At 73.4% G+C, this 20951-nt stretch carries 21 protein-coding genes and 1 pseudogene; 13 read left to right on the top strand and 9 right to left on the bottom strand.

The genetic code is table 11. The annotated features are described in order from the left end of the window. Positions 1-343 precede the first annotated feature (343 nt). The 4 genes from rpsA to OG580_RS08455 all read left to right on the top strand — a co-directional run bounded on the left by rpsA (position 344) and on the right by OG580_RS08455 (position 4062). Positions 344-1849: a 30S ribosomal protein S1 gene (gene rpsA, locus OG580_RS08470; protein ID WP_267043015.1), complete on the top strand. Its 1506-nt coding sequence runs from the start codon at positions 344-346 to the stop codon at positions 1847-1849. Positions 1850-2032: 183 nt separating this feature from the next. Further along, positions 2033-2971: a PAC2 family protein gene (locus OG580_RS08465; RefSeq protein ID WP_267043014.1), complete on the top strand. Its 939-nt coding sequence runs from the start codon at positions 2033-2035 to the stop codon at positions 2969-2971. A 31-nt stretch (positions 2972-3002) separates the two neighbouring features. Further along, positions 3003-3608 carry a dephospho-CoA kinase gene (gene coaE / locus OG580_RS08460; protein WP_267043013.1) on the top strand — a complete coding sequence of 202 codons (606 nt, stop codon included), beginning with the start codon at positions 3003-3005 and terminating at the stop codon, positions 3606-3608. An 85-nt stretch (positions 3609-3693) separates the two neighbouring features. After that, positions 3694-4062 (top strand): tetratricopeptide repeat protein, encoded by a 369-nt coding sequence (locus OG580_RS08455; RefSeq protein ID WP_267043012.1) that lies wholly within the window; start codon positions 3694-3696, stop codon positions 4060-4062. Between the two features lie 17 nt (positions 4063-4079). Here OG580_RS08455 and OG580_RS08450 read toward each other — a convergent pair whose 3' ends face one another. Both OG580_RS08450 and OG580_RS08445 read right to left on the bottom strand, forming a co-directional pair. Continuing rightward, entirely contained in the window at positions 4080-4349 is a 270-nt protein-coding gene (locus OG580_RS08450) for a DUF6343 family protein (RefSeq protein ID WP_267043011.1), read from the bottom strand. A 113-nt stretch (positions 4350-4462) separates the two neighbouring features. Further along, a complete protein-coding gene (locus OG580_RS08445; RefSeq protein WP_267043010.1) occupies positions 4463-4798 on the bottom strand; it encodes a hypothetical protein in 336 nt (111 codons plus the stop codon). A 231-nt stretch (positions 4799-5029) separates the two neighbouring features. On the opposite strand from OG580_RS08445, the gene OG580_RS08440 reads away from it, so the two are divergent. The 3 genes from OG580_RS08440 (at position 5030) to OG580_RS36135 (ending at position 10146) form a co-directional block, all read left to right on the top strand. Further along, positions 5030-7921 (top strand): DEAD/DEAH box helicase, encoded by a 2892-nt coding sequence (locus OG580_RS08440; RefSeq protein WP_267043009.1) that lies wholly within the window; start codon positions 5030-5032, stop codon positions 7919-7921. Next, positions 7918-9192: an SWIM zinc finger family protein gene (locus tag OG580_RS08435; protein ID WP_267043008.1), complete on the top strand. Its 1275-nt coding sequence runs from the start codon at positions 7918-7920 to the stop codon at positions 9190-9192. Before OG580_RS08440 ends, OG580_RS08435 begins: the two co-directional genes overlap by 4 nt. Before the next feature lie 150 nt (positions 9193-9342). Beyond that, positions 9343-10146, top strand: a complete 804-nt coding sequence (locus OG580_RS36135) for a chaplin (protein ID WP_323182558.1) — start codon at positions 9343-9345, stop codon at positions 10144-10146. A 137-nt stretch (positions 10147-10283) separates the two neighbouring features. On the opposite strand, the gene OG580_RS08420 is transcribed toward OG580_RS36135, so the two are convergent. The 3 genes from OG580_RS08420 to OG580_RS08410 all read right to left on the bottom strand — a co-directional run bounded on the left by OG580_RS08420 (position 10284) and on the right by OG580_RS08410 (position 12765). Then, positions 10284-10973: a DUF2293 domain-containing protein gene (locus OG580_RS08420; RefSeq protein WP_267043007.1), complete on the bottom strand. Its 690-nt coding sequence runs from the start codon at positions 10971-10973 to the stop codon at positions 10284-10286. Positions 10974-10985: 12 nt separating this feature from the next. Beyond that, positions 10986-11444, bottom strand: coding sequence for a hypothetical protein (locus OG580_RS08415; protein WP_267043006.1), 459 nt, complete (start codon positions 11442-11444; stop codon positions 10986-10988). A gap of 109 nt (positions 11445-11553) precedes the next feature. Then, positions 11554-12765 carry a pyridoxal phosphate-dependent aminotransferase gene (locus tag OG580_RS08410; RefSeq protein WP_267043005.1) on the bottom strand — a complete coding sequence of 404 codons (1212 nt, stop codon included), beginning with the start codon at positions 12763-12765 and terminating at the stop codon, positions 11554-11556. A 91-nt stretch (positions 12766-12856) separates the two neighbouring features. Between OG580_RS08410 and OG580_RS08405 the strand changes: the two genes are divergently transcribed. After that, the gene (locus tag OG580_RS08405) at positions 12857-13477 is read left to right on the top strand and encodes a helix-turn-helix domain-containing protein (RefSeq protein WP_267043004.1); all 621 of its coding nucleotides are present in this window, start codon (positions 12857-12859) and stop codon (positions 13475-13477) included. Between the two features lie 99 nt (positions 13478-13576). Continuing rightward, on the top strand, positions 13577-14065 hold the full coding sequence (locus OG580_RS08400; RefSeq protein ID WP_267043003.1) for a cupin domain-containing protein: 489 nt from the start codon (positions 13577-13579) through the stop codon (positions 14063-14065). On the opposite strand, the pseudogene OG580_RS08395 reads toward OG580_RS08400, so the two are convergent. Beyond that, positions 14062-14187: pseudogene (locus OG580_RS08395) on the bottom strand (MerR family transcriptional regulator); the annotation flags it as partial. The gene OG580_RS08400 and the pseudogene OG580_RS08395 sit on opposite strands and share 4 nt — an antisense overlap. Positions 14188-14259: 72 nt before the next feature. Next, positions 14260-14562 (bottom strand): SDR family NAD(P)-dependent oxidoreductase, encoded by a 303-nt coding sequence (locus tag OG580_RS08390; RefSeq protein WP_323182557.1) that lies wholly within the window; start codon positions 14560-14562, stop codon positions 14260-14262. A gap of 76 nt (positions 14563-14638) precedes the next feature. Here OG580_RS08390 and OG580_RS08385 point away from each other — a divergent pair, with 76 nt between their 5' ends. Next, on the top strand, positions 14639-15289 hold the full coding sequence (locus OG580_RS08385; protein ID WP_267043002.1) for a uridine kinase: 651 nt from the start codon (positions 14639-14641) through the stop codon (positions 15287-15289). A 15-nt stretch (positions 15290-15304) separates the two neighbouring features. Here the strand turns inward: OG580_RS08385 and OG580_RS08380 are convergent, their stop codons facing one another. Further along, positions 15305-16228, bottom strand: a complete 924-nt coding sequence (locus OG580_RS08380; protein ID WP_267043001.1) for a carbohydrate kinase family protein — start codon at positions 16226-16228, stop codon at positions 15305-15307. Beyond that, positions 16225-17244 (bottom strand): pseudouridine-5'-phosphate glycosidase, encoded by a 1020-nt coding sequence (locus tag OG580_RS08375; RefSeq protein ID WP_267043000.1) that lies wholly within the window; start codon positions 17242-17244, stop codon positions 16225-16227. Before OG580_RS08375 ends, OG580_RS08380 begins: the two co-directional genes overlap by 4 nt. Positions 17245-17517: 273 nt before the next feature. On the opposite strand from OG580_RS08375, the gene OG580_RS08370 reads away from it, so the two are divergent. The 3 genes from OG580_RS08370 to OG580_RS08360 all read left to right on the top strand — a co-directional run bounded on the left by OG580_RS08370 (position 17518) and on the right by OG580_RS08360 (position 20951). Beyond that, complete coding sequence (locus tag OG580_RS08370; protein ID WP_267042999.1) at positions 17518-17874, top strand: cupin domain-containing protein; 357 nt, start codon at positions 17518-17520, stop codon at positions 17872-17874. Positions 17875-18159: 285 nt separating this feature from the next. Next, positions 18160-19548 carry a discoidin domain-containing protein gene (locus tag OG580_RS08365; protein ID WP_267042998.1) on the top strand — a complete coding sequence of 463 codons (1389 nt, stop codon included), beginning with the start codon at positions 18160-18162 and terminating at the stop codon, positions 19546-19548. Then, positions 19548-20951 (top strand): MFS transporter, encoded by a 1404-nt coding sequence (locus OG580_RS08360; RefSeq protein WP_267042997.1) that lies wholly within the window; start codon positions 19548-19550, stop codon positions 20949-20951. The genes OG580_RS08365 and OG580_RS08360 overlap by 1 nt, the downstream gene beginning before the upstream one ends.

Genomic DNA, 20951 nt, shown 5'->3' with positions numbered 1-20951 from the left:
GTAGTTTGCGCTCAGTGCCGCCGTGCGGCCGACCCCGCCGATGTGGCGTGGACGCGGCGCGGAGGACACGAATTTGTGCCGGGTTTGCGCGGTTCTGCCCCTGGTGCGCGCTTCGCGCATTGACCCTGTCCGGCCGCCCCCGTATGCTAAAGGTTGCGCTGCGGGCCTGCGCGCCTCAGACGGAGCAGGCCGCGCTCGTACCTTTTGTATGTCCCCTCGGTTTTCGAGGCACCTCCCGTTCGCGGGCAGGGGCTTCATTGGCTGTCCGGCTTCTTGGTGCGATACGGGCTCTCGGCGTAGCAGTACCTACGACTTTCTGTCCGTAACCGGAGCCCTTACCCACATGACGAGCAGCACCGAGACCACCGCCACCACCCCGCAGGTTGCGGTCAACGACATCGGTGACGAGGAAGCATTCCTCGCCGCGATCGACGAGACGATCAAGTACTTCAACGACGGCGACATCGTCGACGGCGTCATCGTGAAGGTCGACCGGGACGAGGTCCTGCTCGACATCGGTTACAAGACCGAAGGCGTGATCCCGAGCCGTGAGCTCTCGATCAAGCACGATGTCGACCCGAACGAGGTCGTCAAGGTTGGCGACGAGATCGAGGCCCTGGTTCTCCAGAAGGAGGACAAGGAAGGCCGTCTGATCCTGTCCAAGAAGCGCGCTCAGTACGAGCGTGCCTGGGGCACGATCGAGAAGATCAAGGAAGAAGACGGCATCGTCACCGGTACCGTCATCGAGGTCGTCAAGGGTGGTCTCATCCTCGACATCGGCCTCCGTGGCTTCCTGCCGGCCTCTCTCGTCGAGATGCGTCGCGTCCGCGACCTCCAGCCCTACGTGGGCAAGGAGCTCGAGGCGAAGATCATCGAGCTGGACAAGAACCGCAACAACGTGGTCCTGTCCCGCCGTGCCTGGCTCGAGCAGACCCAGTCCGAGGTTCGCCAGACGTTCCTCACCACCCTGCAGAAGGGTCAGGTCCGCTCCGGCGTCGTTTCCTCGATCGTCAACTTCGGTGCCTTCGTGGACCTGGGTGGCGTCGACGGCCTCGTGCACGTCTCCGAGCTGTCCTGGAAGCACATCGACCACCCGTCCGAGGTTGTCGAGGTCGGCCAGGAGGTCACCGTCGAGGTTCTCGACGTGGACATGGACCGCGAGCGTGTCTCCCTGTCGCTGAAGGCGACGCAGGAGGACCCGTGGCAGCAGTTCGCCCGTACCCACCAGATCGGCCAGGTCGTTCCGGGTAAGGTCACGAAGCTGGTTCCGTTCGGTGCGTTCGTCCGCGTGGACGAGGGCATCGAGGGTCTGGTCCACATCTCCGAGCTGGCCGAGCGCCACGTGGAGATCCCGGAGCAGGTCGTCCAGGTCAACGACGAGATCTTCGTCAAGGTCATCGACATCGACCTCGAGCGTCGTCGCATCAGCCTCTCGCTGAAGCAGGCCAACGAGTCCTTCGGTGCCGACCCGGCCTCGGTCGAGTTCGACCCGACCCTGTACGGCATGGCCGCGTCCTACGACGACCAGGGCAACTACATCTACCCCGAGGGCTTCGACCCCGAGACCAACGACTGGCTCGAGGGCTTCGAGACCCAGCGCGAGGTCTGGGAGACCCAGTACGCCGAGGCGCAGACGCGCTTCGAGCAGCACCAGGCTCAGGTCATCAAGTCCCGCGAGGCCGACGAGGCCGCTGCTGCCGAGGGTGCTGCCGCCCCGGCCGCCGGCAACGCCGGTGCGAGCATCTCGGGTGGTTCGTACTCCTCGGAGTCGGACGACACCTCCGGCGCCCTGGCGTCGGACGAGGCGCTTGCCGCCCTCCGCGAGAAGCTCGCCGGCGGCCAGAGCTGAACAGGCTCTCCGCTGAGCGCTAGTCGCTGATTCGAGGCCCGTTCCCCTTCGGGGGAGCGGGCCTCGGTCGTTTCCCGGCCCTCCCGAGGCCCACCGGACTCCTCCTCCGGAAGATCGGCCCGCTCGGGAATGGTGGTGCGGCTCACGGCGTTGCCAGAGAGAACACGAGGAGGAGCGGTAATCGTGCTTGATCCCCAGGATTTGTACGAATGGGACGCGAAGGGCCTGGCCGTCGTGGACCTGGCCCTGGCGCAGGAGTCGGCCGGGCTGGTCATGCTGTACCACTTCGACGGCTACATCGACGCGGGCGAGGCCGGTGAGCAGATCGTCGAGCGGCTGCTCGACACGCTCCCGCACCAGCTGGTGGCCCGCTTCGACCACGACCGTCTCGTGGACTACCGCGCCCGCCGCCCCCTGCTGACCTTCCGGCGCGACCGATGGACCGCGTACGAGACGCCGTCCATCGAGGTCCGCCTCGTCCAGGACGCCACCGGCGCGCCCTTCCTGGTCCTCTCGGGCCCGGAGCCCGACGTGGAGTGGGAGCGTTTCGCCGCCGCCGTCCGGCAGATCGTCGAGCGCCTCGGCGTCCGCCTCGCGGTCAACTTCCACGGCATCCCGATGGGCGTGCCGCACACCCGCCCCGTCGGCCTCACCCCGCACGGCAGCCGCACCGACCTCATGCCCGGGCACAGCAGCCCCTTCGACGAGGCGCAGGTCCCCGGCAGCGCCGAGTCGCTCATCGAGTACCGGCTCTCGGAGTCCGGTCACGACACCCTCGGTGTGGCCGCGCACGTCCCGCACTACGTGGCCCGCTCGCCGTACCCGGACGCGGCCCTGACCGTGCTGGAGGCCGTCACGGCCGCCACGGGTCTCGTGCTCCCTGGCGTCGCCCACGCGCTGCGGACGGAGGCCCGCCGCACCCAGACCGAGATCGACCGCCAGATCGGCGAGGGCGACGAGGAGCTGGTCGCGCTCGTGCAGGGTCTTGAGCACCAGTACGACGCCGTGGCCGGCGCCGAGACCCGTGGCAGCCTGGTCGCCGAGCCGGTCGACCTGCCGTCGGCGGACGAGCTGGGCCGCGAGTTCGAGCGCTTCCTCGCGGAGCGGGAGGGCGACGCGTAGCCGCCCGAGGGCAGGCCCTAAGCTGCCGCTCATGCTGAAGGTGGGCCTGACCGGCGGGATCGGCGCCGGCAAGAGCGAAGTGTCGCGGCTGCTCGTCTCGTACGGGGCCGTGCTGATCGACGCGGACCGGATCGCCCGTGAGGTCGTCGAGCCCGGGACGCCGGGGCTCGCGGCCGTCGTGGAGGCCTTCGGGGACGGCGTCCTGACCGAGGACGGGGCGCTCGACCGGCCGAAGCTCGGCTCCATCGTCTTCGCCGACGCCGACCGGCTGGCCACCCTGAACGCCATCGTGCACCCCCTGGTCGGGGCGCGGTCGGCGGACCTGGAGAGCCGGGCGAGCGCCGGAGACGTCGTCGTCCACGACGTACCCCTGCTCACCGAGAACGGGCTCGCGCCGCTGTACGACCTGGTCGTGGTCGTGGACGCGTCCCCGGAGACCCAGCTCGACCGGCTCGTACGCCTCCGGGGCATGGACGGGTCCGAGGCCCGGGCCCGGATGGCCGCCCAGGCCACGCGGGCGCAGCGGCTGGCGATCGCGGACCTCGTCATCGACAACGACGGTCCGCTGGAGGCGCTGGAACCGCAGGTGCGGAAGGTGTGGGAGGAACTGGAGCGGCGGGCTGTGCCCCCGGCCTGAGGCCCGTCCTGCCCGGGCGCCCGACCGTCGGAATGCGGCCGCCGGATTCGGTGTTCCTCCACCGGATCGAGGGAAGGATGCCACCGTGGCCGACAGGAACCCGGAAACGCACGTCATCGACTTCCGCGCCGCCGAGCACCTGCTGGCCGCGCGGGACCCGCGTGGTGCCGTGAAGCTGCTGGACTCGGTGATAGCCGCCCATCCCGAGAACACGGCGGCCCGACTGCTGCGGGCCCGGGCGTTCTTCGCCGCCGCCCAGCTGCGTCCGGCACAGCTGGAGTTCGAGCTGGTCATCGAGCGTGAGCCGGACAACGCGTTCGCGCACTTCGCGCTGGCCCGCACCTTCGAGCGCTCCGGGCAGACCGCCCAGGCCACCCGGCACTTCCGGCTCGCCGCGGCGCTCGACCCGAAGCCGGAGTACCTCCAGGCGGCGGGCTTCGACTCGCGGAGCTGAAGGGCCGAGCCGGCGCCTCAGCGGCCCGTGCCGCCGTGGTCGGGTTCGTACGGCGGGATGTCCCGGCCCGGCTGCCAGTGCGGGCCCTGGTGGAGGTGGCGCACCACCACCCCCAGGTCGACCACGACCACCAGGAACAGCACGCCGCAGGCCGCGGCCCAGCCCGGGCGGCCCGCCAGCGAGAACACGGTCGTGCCGAAGGCGGCCCAGACCAGCCCCCACACACTCAGCCAGAACCGCAGGTGCAGAGCGCTGCGCGCGGTGGCCGGCTCGTTCCCGGAACGCATGACGCTCACCCCTCCCTTCAGGGGCACCTGTCCACTTCCAGCATGGACCTGCGGCGGGGGAGGGGGAAGGGAGGGCGAGCAAGCGGCGGGCGCGGCGGGGGGCGTGCCCAGGGCTAGTGGACGACGCTGTAGCTGCGCCAGGGCAGGTGGCCCGGCACGATTCCGTCGCTGGTGTTGATGGGGAGGTAGGTGGATTCCTTCCCCTGACAGTTGCGGGTCCGGTACAGCACGATGTCGGTCAGGCTCTCGTTCGCGACCCTGGTCGCACCGGACGGCGCCAAGCGGTGGCAGCCCTTCACCGAGGGGCTGGTCACGCTCACCGCCACGTCGCGTTCCGTGACGTAGGCGATCGGGCCCACGGTGCTGCGGCCGAGGCCCGAGCAGCCGGCGACCGCGAGAGTGAGCAGGACGGCTCCGGAGGCCGTCGTGAGACGCCGGCGAACGGACATGGCGAATCCTCTTCTGTCGTACGAAGGCGGCGGTCGGCAGCACCCCGGGTCCACCCCTGTTCCAGGCCACCATGTCGGCTGTCGGGCCCCGTGGCATCCGCTGATGGGCCACACGGGCGAACGGGCCCCGAGGGTGGTTGTCAGACCCCACCCGTAAGGTCGGAGTTCCAGCAGGAGAGCCGGGCCGAGATCCCGTCGGAATCCGCCGCGCAACGGGAGGAGAGCAGAGCCGTGACACACGCCTGGACCACCTGCGCCGCCGTCTTCCTCCCTGCCGCCCTCCCGCGCGAGGGCCGCGTCGCCTTCTGGGCCCCCGACGGGAGCGCCCTGCCGGACCTCGCCGCGCCCGGCGGCGGCCCCGCGTCCACAGAGGCGGGTCCGGCCGCGCCCGACGGGCCGGAGCGCGTCGAGCTGACCGTCGTCCGACCGCACGGGAGCGGGGTGCGTACCCGGGTCGTGCCCGCCGTCACCCTTCCCGTCGCCGCGGCCCTGCCCCATCTCGTCGCGGCCCGCCACCACCCGGCCGCGCACCCCGCCACCGCCTGCTGGGGCGCCGCCGCCCTGCACGCCCTCCAGCTGGCCGCCCGGGGCCGGCTGCTGCCCGGGCTGACCGCCGACGACCTGGACGCCTGGCGGGCCGGCCCGCTGGACGCCGACGACATCGCCCACCTGCGGGCCGTCGCCGCGGCCATGCCGTACGAGGCGCACGCCGCACCCGTCCCCGGGCGCGGGCCCCTGCGACTGCCCGAGCCCGAGGCCCTCGTGCGCGCCTTCCTCGACGCGGTGGCCGACACCCTGCCCCGTACCCCGGCCGCGGCCCACGCGGTCGGCGCGCCGTTCGCTGCCCGCGCGCCGCAGCACCTGCCCCGCGCGCGTGCCTGGGCCGCGGAGGCCGCCGCCGGAATGGACGCGGGCGTACGGGTCTCCCTGCGCCTCGACCTGTCGGGGTACGAACTCTTCGACATCGCGGACACCGACGCCGGAGAGGAAGGCGGCGCCGAGCGGCAGGCCGCCGCCGCGATCCTCCAGATCCACAGCCTCGCCGACCCGACCCTCGTCATCGACGCCCACGCCCTCTGGGCGGGGGAGGGCGAGCACTTCGGACCGCGCGCCCGGATCGACGCGGTCCTCGCCCTGCGCCGGGCGGCCCGCGTCTGGGCCCCGCTGGCCCGGCTCCTGGAGCGGGACGTGCCCGACGTCCTCGCCGTCACCGAGGACGAGCTGTACGAGCTGCTCGGCCCCGCGGCCGCCCGGCTGGCCGACGCCGGGGTCGCCGTCCACTGGCCGCGCGAGCTCGCCCGCTCACTGAGCGCCTCCGCCGTCGTCCGCCCCCTCTCCGCGCCCGGCTCCGCGACCGACGGCACGGCCTTCTTCGACAGCGAGGAACTCCTGCGGTTCAACTGGCAGCTGGCCCTCGACGGCGATCCGCTCACCGAGCGCGAGATGGATCTCCTGGCGGAGGCCCACAGGCCGGTCGTACGCCTCCGTGACCAGTGGGTCGTCGTCGACCCCGACCTGGTCCGCAAGGCCCGCAAGCGCGAACTCGGCCTGCTGGAGCCGGTCGACGCCCTCGCCGTCGCTCTCACCGGCACCGCCGACGTCGACGGCGAGACCGTACCCGCGGTCCCCGTCGGGGCACTCGCCGTGCTCCGGGACCGGCTCATGGCCGGCCCCGAGGCCGTGCAGGCCCCGCCCGGGCTGACCGCCACCCTCCGCGACTACCAGCTCCGCGGTCTCGCCTGGCTGGACCTGATGACCTCGCTCGGCCTCGGCGGCTGCCTCGCCGACGACATGGGCCTCGGCAAGACCGTCACGCTCATCGCCCTCCATCTGCGCCGCGCCCGCCGCGCCCCCACCCTCGTCGTCTGCCCGGCCTCGCTGCTCGGCAACTGGCAGCGGGAGATCGAGAAGTTCGCACCCGGCACCCCCGTGCGCCGCTTCCACGGCGCCGACCGGGGGCTCGACGGGGCCGGCGGCGGATTCGTCCTCACCACCTACGGCACCCTGCGCACCAGCGCCGCCCAACTGGCCGGGCAGGAGTGGGGGATGGTCGTCGCCGACGAGGCACAGCACGTCAAGAACCCCTTCTCCGCGACCGCGAGGGCGCTGCGCGAGATTCCCGCGCCCGCGCGGGTCGCCCTGACCGGCACCCCCGTGGAGAACAACCTCTCCGAGCTCTGGGCGCTCCTCGACTGGACCACCCCAGGTCTCCTCGGCCCGCTCAAGGCCTTCCGCTCCCGCCACGCCAGGGCCGTGGAGAACAACGAGGAGATCGAGCACGAGGAGGCCGTCGAGCGGCTCTCCCGGCTCGTGCGGCCCTTCCTGCTGCGCCGCCGCAAGTCCGACCCCGGCATCGTCCCCGAGCTGCCGCCCAAGACCGAGTCGGACCACCCCGTCTCCCTCACCCGGGAACAGGCCTCGCTCTACGAGGCGGTCGTCCGCGAGACCATGGCGCAGATCGAGGACGCCGAGGGCATGGCCCGCCGCGGGCTCGTCATGAAGCTGCTGACCTCGCTCAAGCAGATCTGCAACCACCCCGCCCAGTACCTGAAGGAGCAGGCCCCGCGCGGCAGCGGCACCGCCCGGCTGGCCGGCCGCTCCGGCAAACTCGCCCTGCTCGACGAGCTCCTCGACACGATCCTCGCCGAGGACGGGTCCGTGCTCGTCTTCACCCAGTACGTGTCGATGGCCAGGCTCCTCGCCGACCACCTGGCCGCACGCGGGGTCCGGGCCCAACTGCTCCACGGCGGCACCCCGGTGGCCGAGCGCGAGCGGATGGTCGACCGCTTCCAGGCCGGCGAGGTCCCCGTCTTCCTGCTCTCCCTCAAGGCCGCGGGCACCGGCCTCAACCTCACCCGGGCCGGCCATGTCGTGCACTACGACCGCTGGTGGAACCCGGCCGTCGAGGAGCAGGCCACCGACCGGGCGTACCGGATCGGACAGACCCAGCCGGTGCAGGTCCACCGCCTCGTCGCCGAGGGCACGGTCGAGGACCGCATCGCCGAGATGCTGCGCGCCAAGCGGGCCCTGGCCGATGCCGTCCTCGGCTCCGGAGAGGCCGCCCTCACCGAGCTGACCGACCGCGAGCTGGCCGATCTGGTGTCCCTGAGGAGGTCCTCGTGAACCACCCGCGTTCCGGCCGAGGGGCCGTACCCCGCCACGACGACCGCCGCCGCAGCTTTCCGCAGGTCGCGCCCCGTGAGGCGCCCGACGGACGGTTCGCCGCCACCTGGTGGGGCAACGCGTGGGTCGAGGCGCTGGAGGACACCGCCCTCGACCCGGCCCGTCTCGCGCGCGGGAAGGCGTACGCCGGGCGCGGGCACGTCGACGCGATCACGGTCACCCCCGGCCGGGTCGTGGCCTACGTGCACGGCAGCCGACCCCGCCCGTACCGCACCGAGATCCGGATGCGGACCCTCGGCGACGACGGCTGGGAGCGGTTCCTCGACGAGGCCACCGCCCGTCCCGATCACATCGCGGCCCTGCTCGACAAGGACGTGCCGCACGCCCTGGAGGCCGTCACCGGTCTGCTGCCCGCGCCGGGGGACCTCGTCCCCGACTGCTCCTGCCCGGACGACGGTTACCCCTGCAAGCACGCGGCCGCCCTCTGCTACCAGGCAGCGCGGCTCCTCGACGAGGACCCGTTCGTCCTCTTCCTGATGCGCGGCCGCGGAGAGCAGGAGCTGCTCGCCGAGCTCACCCGGCGGAACGCGGCCCGGTCCGCCGCCGAGACGACCGCCGCCGCCCCGTCGATGCCGACGGTCGCCGCCCGTACAGCGCTGGCCGCGGCGGCTGCCGGGACGGGGCTTCCGCCGCTGCCCCCTCCGCTGCCGCTCCCCGACCGGCCCGGCCGCCCGGCCGTCTTCCCGCCCGACCCCGAAGCTCCCGACCCGCTCGCCCTCGACCTCCTCGCGAGCGAGGCCGCCGTCCGCGCCCACACCTTCCTCGCCACCGGACGCGACCCGGTCGCCGCGCTGACCCCCTGGCAGGACGCGGTCCGGCTGGCCGCGGCGCACCCCGGGTCCGGGCTCACCGCCTCGACCCGCGCGCTCTACCGCGACCTGGCGCACGCGCTCGACCGCACGCCCACGGACCTCGCCCGTGCCGTCGCCGCCTGGCGTCAGGGCGGCGCCGCGGGTCTCACCGTCCTGGAGCAACCCTGGGACCCGCCGGCCGGACCGTTCGACCGGGCCCGCCCCGCGCTGCTCGCCGCCGACTTCCCCGCCTTCCGGCCCTGGCGCAACCGCCTCTCCACCGAGTCCCTCCAGCTCCGGCTCGGCCGGGACGGCCTCTGGTACGGCTACGAGTCGGATATGGGGCGCGAGGACTGGTGGCCGCGCGGCGACCCCGACCCGGACCCGGTCGGCGCCCTCACCGACCTGCTGGGGCGGTGACGGGAGGGTGAGGAGGAGAGAGTCCGACACTCGAACGGCACCCCACTCGAAGGAGTGAATCCCGCCAACGGCCGGATCCGGCAACGTCGTTTGTCGCGTTGATTCCGGTACGGGCACTTGCCCGTGTACACCTCCGGAAGGCAGGAAGCCATGAGGCAGATTCGCCGAAGTGGTCTGGCCACATTGATGGTCACGGGTGGGGCGCTCGCGCTCTCGGCGGGCGCCGCGCACGCCGACGCCGGCGCCCAGGGCGCCGCGGTCGGTTCGCCGGGAGTGATCTCCGGCAACACGGTGCAGCTGCCCGTCCACGTGCCGGTCAACGTCTGTGGCAACACGGTCAACGTCATCGGACTTCTCAACCCGGCGGCCGGCAACAGCTGTGCCAACACCTCGCCCGAGCCCGCACCCGAGCCCGGGGGCTACGGCGAGGAGGACGGCGGCTACGGGTCGCACAAGGACCTGCCCGGTACCCCCCGCGGCGGCGAGCAGGGCGGCGGCTCCCACGGGGGCGGTTCCTCCAACGGCGGCGGGTCCACGGCCGAGACCAGCACCGGGGGTTCCCCCGGCGTCCTCTCCGGCAACGGTCTCCAGCTGCCGATCGACCTCCCCGTGAACGTCAGCGGGAACTCGGTCAACGTCGTCGGTATCGGCAACCCGGCCGTCGGGAACACCGCGGTCAACGGCCCGGCGAAGCCCGCGCAGCCGATCGAGATCCCGACGCCGCGCCCGCAGACCCCCGTCAAGAACGTGCCGGTTCCGCACACGGAGACCGAGAAGCCGACCCCCGCTCCCGCGCCCGCCCCGGCCCCCGCGCCGCAGGGCGAGTCCAGCTCGGTCGCGCTGGCCTCCACGGGCTCGGACACCATCGGCTACGCCGCCTCGGCGAGCGCCGCGCTGCTGCTCGGCGGTGCCCTGATGTACCGCCGTGCCCGTCGCGCCGGAGACCAGGCCTGACGGTCTCCTCCCGGCACCCTCACGGAGTGCCCTGACAGAGCCCTGGCAGAGTGCTGGCCGAGTGCCCTGACAGAGCGCCCTGACCGAGCGCGCCGTCCGACGCGCTCACCGACCGACGCGCGCTGACGCCCGAGCCGTCAGCCGCGTCCCCGGCCGCGCGTGTTCCCGGCGCCGACACGCCAGGCCCGGAGCACCGCCTCGATGGCGGGCGCGACCCTCGTCCGGGCCTGGTGCCGGGGAACCCCCTGCATCAGCAGGCTGTCGTACGGGGTGTCGACGTGTCGTACGGAAGCGCGTACGGCGGCGGTGACGGCGCCCCGGTCGAGCGACCGGCCCGCGGCCGTCCGCCCCACGCGTCCACTGCCCTTCGCCGCCGCGTGCTCGGAGATCTCCGTGGCCCGGTCCGCCGGGCAGGACGGGAAGAGCCGGAGGATCTCGGCCCGCAGCGTCGCGGTGATCTCGGCGTCGAGCGCCGCACGTCGCGCCGCGTCCCGGGACCGTCGCCTGGCCCGCGCGTCCGCGTCCGCCAGGCAGGCCGCCTCCGCCCGGGCCAGCGCCGCCTCTTCGACGAGCAGGCCCTGACGCTCGTACCGCGTACGGCGCCGGTTGTGCCGTACCACCACGGCCCAGAGGGTGCTGCCCTCCCTGGCCCGCCGGGTGAGCGCCGTGTCACCGCGGCGCAGGAAGACCAGGTGGCCGAGGTCCGCGCAGTCCAGACAGACCGGCGCGTTGAACTCGACGATCATCCGCTCCAGCGGCCCCTGGTGGCACTCCGAGCAGCGGCGGCGCCGGAGTGGCTCCACGACGACGGGTGCGACGAGGTCCACGACCGGTCCCCCTCAGCGGACGCCGGGTGCGGCGGCGGTGATGAAGGTGGCGAGCGCCTCCTTCGCCTGCTCCGAGCGGCGTGCGCGATCCTCCTCGTCCACCGCGTCGTGCATGCAGTGGGAGTCCACGAAGGCCGCCTCGGCGAGGCGCCGGGTCTCCGGGTCGTCACAGACCAACTGGACGCGGAAGAGCGCCTGTCGGGCGGCGGTCCGCTGCCGGTAGGAGGCGTGGCGCGACTCCTCCGCCTCCTCCGAACCGGGCTTGGTCGCCGCCCGGAACCAGCGGTCGTTCTGGCTGTGCCGGTAGTCGACGACCGCGCCCGCGAAAGCGCTGTAGGTCTCGATCCGCTCCTGGCGGAGCTGCTCGGACCGGGCGAGCGCGGCCGTGCGCTCGGTGGCCCTGCCCTGGAACCAGTGCGTGGCGACCACACCCAGCAGCGTTCCCATCACGGCTATCAGCGCCACATCCATGACCGGCCGGCCCTCCCCGTCTCCCCGGCCGATGTCCTCGGCCGATGTGCTCGTCCGTGCCCGAAGATCCTTCGGACCCTCAGATCATGACAGCCGGGAGGGCGGGGCGTCACTGGCGGTAGCTGCTCAGGAAGCGGCCGATGCGGCTGATCGCGGCGTCGAGGTCGTCGGCGTACGGCAGGGTCAGGATGCGGAAGTGGTCCGGGCGCGGCCAGTTGAAGCCCGTGCCCTGGACGACCTGGATCTTCTCCCGCAGCAGCAGGTCGAGGACGAACTTCTCGTCGTCGTGGATCTTGTGCACGGCGGGGTCGAGGCGCGGGAAGGCGTACAGGGCGCCCTTGGGCTTCACGCAGGAGACGCCCGGGATCTCGTTGAGCTTCTCCCAGGCCCGGTCGCGCTGTTCGCGCAGCCTGCCGCCGGGGGCGGTGAGTTCGTGGATCGACTGCCGGCCGCCGAGCGCGGCCTGGATGGCGTACTGGGCGGGGGCGTTGGGGCAGAGGCGCATGGAGGCCAGCATGGTGAGGCCCTCCAGGTAGCTCCTGGCGTGCTGCTTCGGCCCGCTGACGACCAGCCAGCCGGAGCGGAAGCCGGCTACCCGGTACGTCTTGGAGAGGCCGCCGAAGGTCAGGACGACCAGGTCGGGGGCGAGGGAGGCGGCCGGGTAGTGGACGGCCTCGTCGTAGACGATCTGGTCGTAGATCTCGTCGGCGAAGACCATCAGGCCGTGGCGGCGGGCGAGATCGAGGATGCCCTCGACGATCTCCTTCGGGTAGACCGCGCCGGTGGGGTTGTTGGGGTTGATGATGACGACGGCCCGGGTCCGGTCGGTGATCTTCGACGCCATGTCGTCGAGGTCCGGATACCAGTCGGCCGACTCGTCGCAGAGGTAGTGCACGGCCTTGCCGCCCGCGAGGGTGGTGACCGCCGTCCAGAGCGGGAAGTCGGGGGCGGGGATGAGGACTTCGTCGCCGTCCTCCAGGAGGGCCTGGACGGACATGGAGACGAGCTCCGAGACGCCGTTGCCGAGGAAGACGTCGTCGACGTCGACCTCGGGCAGGCCCATGGCCTGGTAGCGCTGGGCGACGGCGCGGCGGGCGGAGAGGATGCCCCGGGAGTCCGTGTAGCCATGGGCCTTGGGGAGCATCCGGATCATGTCCTGGACGATCTCCTCGGGCGCCTCGAAGCCGAAGAGCGCGGGATTGCCGGTGTTGAGGCGCAGGACGCTGTGGCCCGCCTCCTCCAGCGCGTTGGCGTGCTCGATCACCGGGCCGCGGATCTCGTAGCAGACCTCGCTCAGCTTGCTCGACTGCCGGAACTCCATGTCCGACCTCCCCAGGTCCCCGGAATGAGTGTTGCTTGGTTTTACCAAGTTCGAGCTTGGAAAGTCCAACAACATGTCTAGACTGCGTCGCATGCCACGTCAGCCACGCCGCCGCAGCTACGACCAGCACTGCGCCGCCGCGCGCGCCCTCGACCTCGTCGGCGACCGCTGGACCCTGCTCGTCGTCCGCGAACTCCTCGCAGGGCCGCGCCGCTACACCGACCTCCACGCCGACCTGCCCGGCGTCAGCACGGACATGCTTGCCGGCCGCCTCAAGGACATGGAGGGCGCCGGACTCGTCACCCGGCGTCGGCTGCCGCCGCCCGCCTCGGCGTCCGTCTACGAACTCACCCCGCGCGGCCGGGACCTGTTGCCCGTCCTGCGCTCGCTCGCCGCGTGGGGGGCGCCCGACCTGGGCGAACCGCGGCCCACCGACGCCGTTCGCGCGCACTGGTACGCGATCCCGCTCCTCGGGGCGCTCGCGGAGCTCGGCGCGGGGGTCGTCCAGGTGACCCTGGACGAGGGGGAGTTCCACGTACGGATCGGGGCCGACGGGACCGTGGAGTACGGGGACGGCGGGACCGGCGAGGCCGACGTCCGACTGCTGACCGACGCGGCGACCTGCAGGGCCCTCGCCGAGGGGGAGTCGACGCTCGCCGAGGCCGTCGAGTCGGGGCGCGCGACCCTCGAACGGCTCACTCCCGTTCCTTGATCGAATCCCTGTATGGGGCCTCTCGCTTCCGGATACGGTTTGGCCGTTTCGGCGGCCGTGGAACCCATGGCCGCTCCACGGACTCGGAGGGGTGGCGTCATGGGGCAGGGAATACCGGAGGTGGTGCGCGGTGCGCGCTCGCGCAGGAATCTCCTCGTCGCGGGCACGGTCGCCGCGGTGGCGGTGGTGCCGTCCGCAGCACTGGCCACGCCGGGCAGCGGGGTCAGCGGCACCGTGCTCGCCAAGGGCACCTCGGCCGGCACGCTGAGGATCAAACCGCCCAAGGGCGAGACCGACGTCGTCGTCCGCACCATCACCATCGCCCCCGGCGGCTCGACCGGCTGGCACCACCACCCCGGACCGCTCGTCGCCGTCGTCCAGGCCGGCACGCTCACCCGCACCCTCGACGACTGCTCGGTCGAAGTGACCTCGGCGGGCCAGGCGTTCGTCGAGCCTTCGGGCGGGAAGCACGTCCACGTCGGCCGCAACCTCGGCACCGAACCGGTCGTCCTCTACGTGACCTATCTGCTGCCCAAGGGGGCACCGTTCTCGGTCGACGAGCCCGCCCCGGACTGCGCCCAGGGCTAACGCCGTCCGGCGGGCAGGCCCTGAGCGATGCTCGCCAGGGCCGCCGCCGGCCGGTCCCTGGCCTCGGTCTGCGCCGCGATCCGCGCGTCGAGAACGGCCGGCCGCTCGCGGGCGATCTCCAGCGCGCGGGGGCGACGCCCCGGTCCTCCGGGAGTCGGCCGGCCAACCGCGCTGCCCGATCGTCGTCGACACGTTCAGCGGTCGAGGCTCCCGAGCGGACCGCCGGCGGAGATCCCGGCGTTGTTGACGAGAACGTCGAGACGGCCGTACGGGGTCACGGCGGCCCGGACGATCTCCTCGGCGGCGCCCTCCGCCGTCACGTCCGCGACGAACGGGTGGATCCCCGGATGTCCCTCGGCCGTCTCGTGCAGGGGCCCCTTCCGGCGGCCCACGGCGACGACCGTCGCCCCCTGTCCGGCGAAGGCGTGCGCGGCGGCCCGGCCGATGCCGGTGCCCGCGCCGGTGACGACGACCCTGGTGGGTGTGGTGGTGTCCATGCAGCGGATGGTCGAACAGTGACGCCGGTGGCAAGGTCAAGCCGTGACGCGTGAACCGGCGGGCAGGATGAGTGGGATGCGATACGAGGCGATCACCTGGGAACGGCTGGCCGGCACGCTCGCCGGGCACCTCGACACGGCCGCGCCCGGCGACGGAGGCCCCTGGCTCAAGGTCGGCATCGACGGGCCGCCCGCCGCGCCCGGCGACGAGCTCGCCGGGCTCCTCGCCGACGCGCTCCGGGCGCGCGGGCGAGCGGTCCATGTGGCCGGGACCGGCGGGTTCCTGCGGCCGGCGTCGCTCCGGTACGAGTACGGGAAGCAGGACCCCGACGCGTACTACGACGGGTGGACCGACACCGGGGCTCTGTGGCGCGAGGTCTTCGGCCCGCTGGAACCCGGCGGCACCGGGCGCGTGCTGCCCGACCTGTGGGACCCGGCCACGGACCGCGCGACCCGCAGCCCGTACGTCACGCTGCCGCCCGGCGGGGTGCTCGTGCTGCACGGGCCGTTCCTCCTCGGCCGCTGGTTCCCCTTCGACCTCACCGTCCACCTGCGGCTCTCGCCCGCGGCCCTCGCCCGCCGCACCGAGGAGGCCTGGACGCTCCCCGCCTTCGCCCGGTACGAGACGGAGGTCGAACCCGCCGACACCGCCGACGTCGTCGTACGCGCCGACGACCCGCGCCACCCGGCCTGGACCGGTCTCGGAGGCGGGTCGGCGGGTTACTAGGGGGTGTCTTGCCGATCAGGCCGGGCTCGCGGCGCCCGGAGGCCTGCCTCCCACGACGGTGACCGCCTCCGCGCCCGCACGGCACCCCGCCTCCGCGGCCTTCGCGGGGTCCGCCCCCGCGAGCCGGGCCGCCAGGAACGCCCCGGTGAACGCGTCGCCCGCGCCCGTCGAGTCCACCCGTCGCTCCGGAGGCACCGATGGCGCCGCCACCCGCGCCGTGACCGCGCCGTCCTCGGCGACCAGCGCGCCCGCCGCTCCGAGGGTGACCACGACCAGCGGATGACGCCGGCTCAGCTCGGCGGCCGCCGCCTCCGGTTCACGGCCCCCGGTCAGCAGCCGGGCCTCGTCGGCGTTGGGCAGCAGCACCTCGACGCCCGCCGTCGCCGCCCGGAAGCGGCCCGCGCCCAGCCTCGCGAGGAACCCGGCGGAGGCCGGGTCCACGCTCACCGGAACCCCCGCCTCCCGCGCGTCCCGCAGTGCCCGTCGGGCCGTCTCACGGCTCGTCGGGGCGAAGAACAGATAGCCGGACAGGTGCAGCGCGGCCACCCCGTCGAGCAGCCCGGCCGACCAGTCGGCGGGGGAGAGGCGCAGCGCGGCGCCGCTGTCCGTGAGGAAGGTCCGCTCGGCCGAGGCGTCGACCAGCGCGATCACCGTGGCCGTCGCCGCCTCCGCGTCGGGGACGAGCAGCGGGCGCACCCCCGCCCGGCGCAGTGCCCGCTCGTGCCACTCCGCCGCGTCCGTCCCGACCCGGCCCAGCAGCCGCACCTCCCCGCCGCCGGAACGCGCCGCCCAGCAGGCCGCGTTGGCCCCGGCGCCACCCGGGAGGGTCCGGATCTCCGCCGCCGTGTCGGTCGCGTGGGCGAGGGGTGTCCGGTGCCGGGCGACGACATCCGTCACCACGTCCCCGACGACCAGCAGCGCCCGCTCCCGAGGGGTCACCGACCGGCGGCCCCGGGTGCTCCGGCCCCGGACCGCTCTGCCCCGGACCCCTCTGCCCCGGACCGCTCCGGACCGGACGCATCCGACCCGGACCCCTCCGGACCGGGCGCCCCCGCCCCGTACGCGCCCGCGATCCGTGCCGCGAGCCGCACGTTCCCCCGTACCGCCGCGAGGTTCGCCTCCAGGGACGCGCCCTCCGTGTGCACCGTCAGGTACTCGAGGAGGAACGGCGTCACCGCCTGCCCCGTGATCGCCTTCTCCTTCGCCGCGGCGAGCCCCTGCGCCAGGATCCGGTCGTGGAGCACCGGGTCCAACTGCTCCCGTTCGGGAACCGGGTTGGCCACGACGAGCGCCGACCTCGGTCCGCCGAGCGTGTCCTGGGCCCGTATCACCCCCGCCACCTCCTCCGGGGTCCGCAGCGTCCAGTCGACGGGCTCGCCCGAGGAGGACAGGTAGAACCCGGGGAAGTACTCCGTGCCGTACCCGAGGACCGTCACCCCCAGGGTCTCCAGGCGCTGCAGTGTCGCCGGCACGTCGAGGATCGACTTCACCCCGGCGCACACCACCGTGATCCCGACCCGGGCGAGCAGCCGCAGGTCGGCGGATTCGTCCTGTGTCTCGCTCCACTCGCGGTGCACGCCGCCGAGGCCGCCCGTCGCGAACACCCGTATGCCCGCCGCGTTCGCCAGCCAGGCCGTCGCCGAGACCGTCGTCGCGCCCGTCGCCCCGGTCGCCAGGGCCGGGGCCAGATCGCGGTGCCCCAGCTTCCGTACCGCCGTGTCCTCCGCGATCCGGGTCAGGGCCGTCCGGTCCAGGCCCACGCGGGCGGTGCCGTCGATCACCGCGACGGTCGCGGGGACGGCGCCCCCGGCCCGTACGAGCTCCTCCAGCTCCAGGGCCACGGCGAGGTTGCGCGGGCGCGGCAGGCCGTGGGCGATGATCGTCGATTCCAGCGCGACGACGGGCCGGCCCTCGTGGAGCGCCTCCCGTACCTCTTCGGACACCTGTGTGGACATGTCCCATTCCTGGCGCGACCGGAGGCCCCGCAAACCTCGGTGGCGAGCTCCTGCCACACCCCGGGGCGGGACTGCGGAATCCGTGACGGCGACTCCGGTCCGGTCGTCGCAGGGGCTCGCGGGGCCTGGGCACGCCCCGCCGGGAGCGTGCTGCGGAATTCGTCGTCGCCGTCGTATTCGGGTAAGTCGCCTGGTAGGAGGCGAAGCGGAGTGACCCATTCCACCCGATCCCGGTCCTTGGGCCGCCGTGGACCCCCGCTACAGTCACCGCCCATGACGACACATGACGTGCCTTCCTTCGCCGTGCACATCCCCGACGCCGAGCTCGAGGCGGACCCGCTCGACCCCGCCCAGATCGTCTCCGGTACGCCCGAGGTGACGGGCAAGGTGCTGTGGGAGTCCGCCGACGGCAAGCAGCTGCGCGGCATCTGGCAGATCACGCCCGGCGTCGTCACCGACACCGAGGCCAACGAGCTCTTCGTGGTGGTCAGCGGGCGGGCCACCGTCGCCGTCGAGGGCGGGGAGACCCTGGAGGTCGGCCCCGGTGACGCCTGCGTCCTGCGCGAGGGCGACCGGACGACCTGGACCGTGCACGAGACCCTGCGCAAGGCGTACCACATCAGCCTCTGAAGTTCCCTCGGTGATGGTGAAGTCCGTTGGGCTCCCGGAGAGTTGAAAGTCTGGTAGGAAACCTTCCTGTCGGCTAGCATCCCGGGCAGCGGCTCGGCGCGGCGCCTGTTCCCAGGGCGTGACGCGCTCAGCGAGAGCTCTGACCCGGCCGCCGAGCACCACCCCGCCGCGTGGCGCCCGAATCGCCGCGCGGCGCGGGTGACCGGACCGTGACCAGCGGCCGGGTCCTCGTGCTCCGCACCGGTGTCCAGCTCTCGCCGACCGCTCAGGGCAGGGAGCCCAGGTATGCGCCCGTACACCTCCACACCACCGCCGCACGCCCCCGGACCATCGTCGTACGCCCTCGCACCACCGCGCAGCCCCCTCACCACCACCCGTCTCACCGTCCTCCTCTCCGCCGTCCTGCTGCTCGTCTGCGGACTCCTCCTCGCCCAGCCGGGCCGGGCCGGAGCCGCCGCCGATCCGCTGATCTCCCAGGGCCGTCCGGCCACTTCCTCCTCCGTCGAGGACGGCACGTTCGGCCCGGAGAAGGCCTTCGACGGCGTCCCCACCACCCGCTGGGCCAGCGCCGAAGGCGTCGACCCGCAGTGGATCCGGGTCGATCTCGGCCCCTCGGCCACCGTCTCCCGCGTCAAGCTCGTCTGGGAGGCCGCGTACGCCAAGGCCTACCGCGTCGAGATCTCCGCCGACGGCACCACCTGGACCCGCCTCGCCACCGAGACGGCCGGGAACGGCGCCACGGACGACTGGACCGGCCTCACCGGCCAGGGCCGCTACCTGCGCGTCTACGGGACCGCGCGCGGCACCTCGTACGGCTACTCCCTCTACACGGTGGAGGTCTACGGCACCACCGACACCACGCCCCCGCCCGCCGGCGCCTTCACGGTCGTCGCCGCCGGCGACATCGCCGCGCAGTGCACCGCCTCCAGCAGCTCCTGCGCCCACCCCAAGACGGCCGCCCTGGCGCAGCGGATCGCCCCGTCGTTCTACCTGACGATGGGCGACAACCAGTACGACGACGCCCTGCTCTCCGACTTCCGCGCCTACTACGACAAGACGTGGGGCGCCTTCAAGGCGAAGACCCGGCCCGTGCCCGGCAACCACGAGACCTACGACCCGGCCGGCTCCCTCGCCGGCTACAAGGCGTACTTCGGCGCGATCGCCTACCCGCAGGGCAAGCCCTACTACAGCTACGACCAGGGCAACTGGCACTTCGTCGCCCTCGACTCCAACTCCTTCGACGACCCGGCCCAGATCCAGTGGCTCAAGGACGACCTCGCCCGCAACACCAAGGGCTGTCTCGCCGCCTACTTCCACCATCCCCTGTACTCCTCCGGCGGCCACGGCAACGACCCGGTCTCCCGGCCCGTCTGGAAGATCCTTTACGGGGCCAAGGCCGACCTCGTGCTCAACGGACACGACCACCACTACGAGCGGTTCGCCCCGCAGGACCCGGACGGGCGCGCCACGGCCGACGGCATCGTCGAGATCGTCGGAGGCATGGGAGGCGCCGAGCCCTACGCGATCGAGACGGTCCAGCCCAACAGCCAGAAGCGGATCAGCGGCCCGTACGGCGTCCTGAAGCTGGACCTCACCGACACCACCTACACCTGGCAGTACGTCGGCACCGACGACCAGGTCAAGGACTCCGGCCCGACCTACACCTGCCACTGATGTACCTCGCGACCACCGGTCGCCGCGGCGCGCCGCCCGCCCCCTCGGGGGTCCGGCGGCGCGTCCCCGGCACCGTCCTCGCGCTCGGCGCGGTCAGCCTCGTCACCGACGTCTCCTCGGAGATGGTGACGGCCGTGCTGCCGCTCTACCTCGTCGTCGGACTCGGTCTCTCCCCACTCCAGTTCGGGATCCTCGACGGGCTCTCCACCGGTGCCGCCGCGCTCGTACGGATCCTCGGCGGAGCCACCGCCGACCGTGGAGGCCGCCACAAGCAGGTCGCCGGGCTCGGCTACGCCCTCTCGGCCTGCTCGCGGCTCGGCCTCCTCCTCGCGGGCGGCTCGGCCGGCGGGATCGCCGCCGCGCTCGCCGCCGACCGGCTCGGCAAGGGCGTCCGCACGGCCCCGCGTGACGCGCTCATCACCCTGCACAGCCGGCCCGACGAGCTGGGCCGCGCGTTCGGCACCCACAGGGCCATGGACACCACCGGCGCCCTCCTCGGCCCGCTGGCCGCCTTCGCCCTGCTGTGGGCGACGGCCGAGGCGTACGAGGCGGTCTTCGCGGTCAGCTTCTGCGTCGGGGTGTTCGGCGTCCTGCTGTGGGTGCTGCTCGTCCCAGGGCGGCGCGGCGCGGCGGCACGCGGGCAGCCGGAGGCGCCGACGGCCCGGCCGGACGCTCGGCCGACGGCCCGGGGGATGGCCCGGTCGACCGCTCGGTCGACGGCGCGGGGGACCGCTCGGCCGACCGCTCGGCCGACCGCTCGGCCGACCGCCGAAGCGGGGCCACGCGCGCGTGCGGCCGTCGAGGTGGTCCCACGCGCGCGTGGCGGGCTCTTCGCCGCGCTGCGCTCGCCCGCGTACCGGCGGATCCTGCTGTGCGCCGCCCTCCTCGGCGCCGCCACCGTCGGCGACGCCTTCCTGTACCTGCTGCTCCAGCAGCGGCTCGCACTCGACGCCACCTGGTTCCCGTTCCTGCCGCTCGGCGCCGCGGCCGTCTACCTGCTGCTCGCCGTCCCGGCCGGCCGCCTCGCCGACCGCGTAGGGCGGCGCGGGCCGCTCCTGTACGGGCACGGGGCGCTGCTCCTCGCCTACGGGCTGCTCCTGGTCCCCCTGCCCGAGGCGCTGCTGCTCGGGGGCGTCCTGGTGCTGCTCGGCGGCTTCTACGCGGCCACCGACGGCGTCCTGATGGCGCTGACGGGCCCCTTCCTCGTCGAGGGGCGCCAGGCCGGCGGGCTCGCGCTCGTCCAGACCGCGCAGGCGCTCGCCCGGCTCGGCGCCGCCGTCGCGTTCGGAGCCGTCTGGACGGCGAGCGGGCCGCGCACGGCCCTCCTGGCGGCGCTCCTGGCTCTCGCGGCGGCCCTGCTCTGCGCGACTCGACTCCTGCCGGCGACCCTCCGAGAGGACTGA

This window comes from Streptomyces sp. NBC_00094 (assembly GCF_026343125.1).
GTDB lineage: Bacteria > Actinomycetota > Actinomycetes > Streptomycetales > Streptomycetaceae > Streptomyces.
This window is presented reverse-complemented; position numbering and strand designations above follow the sequence as displayed.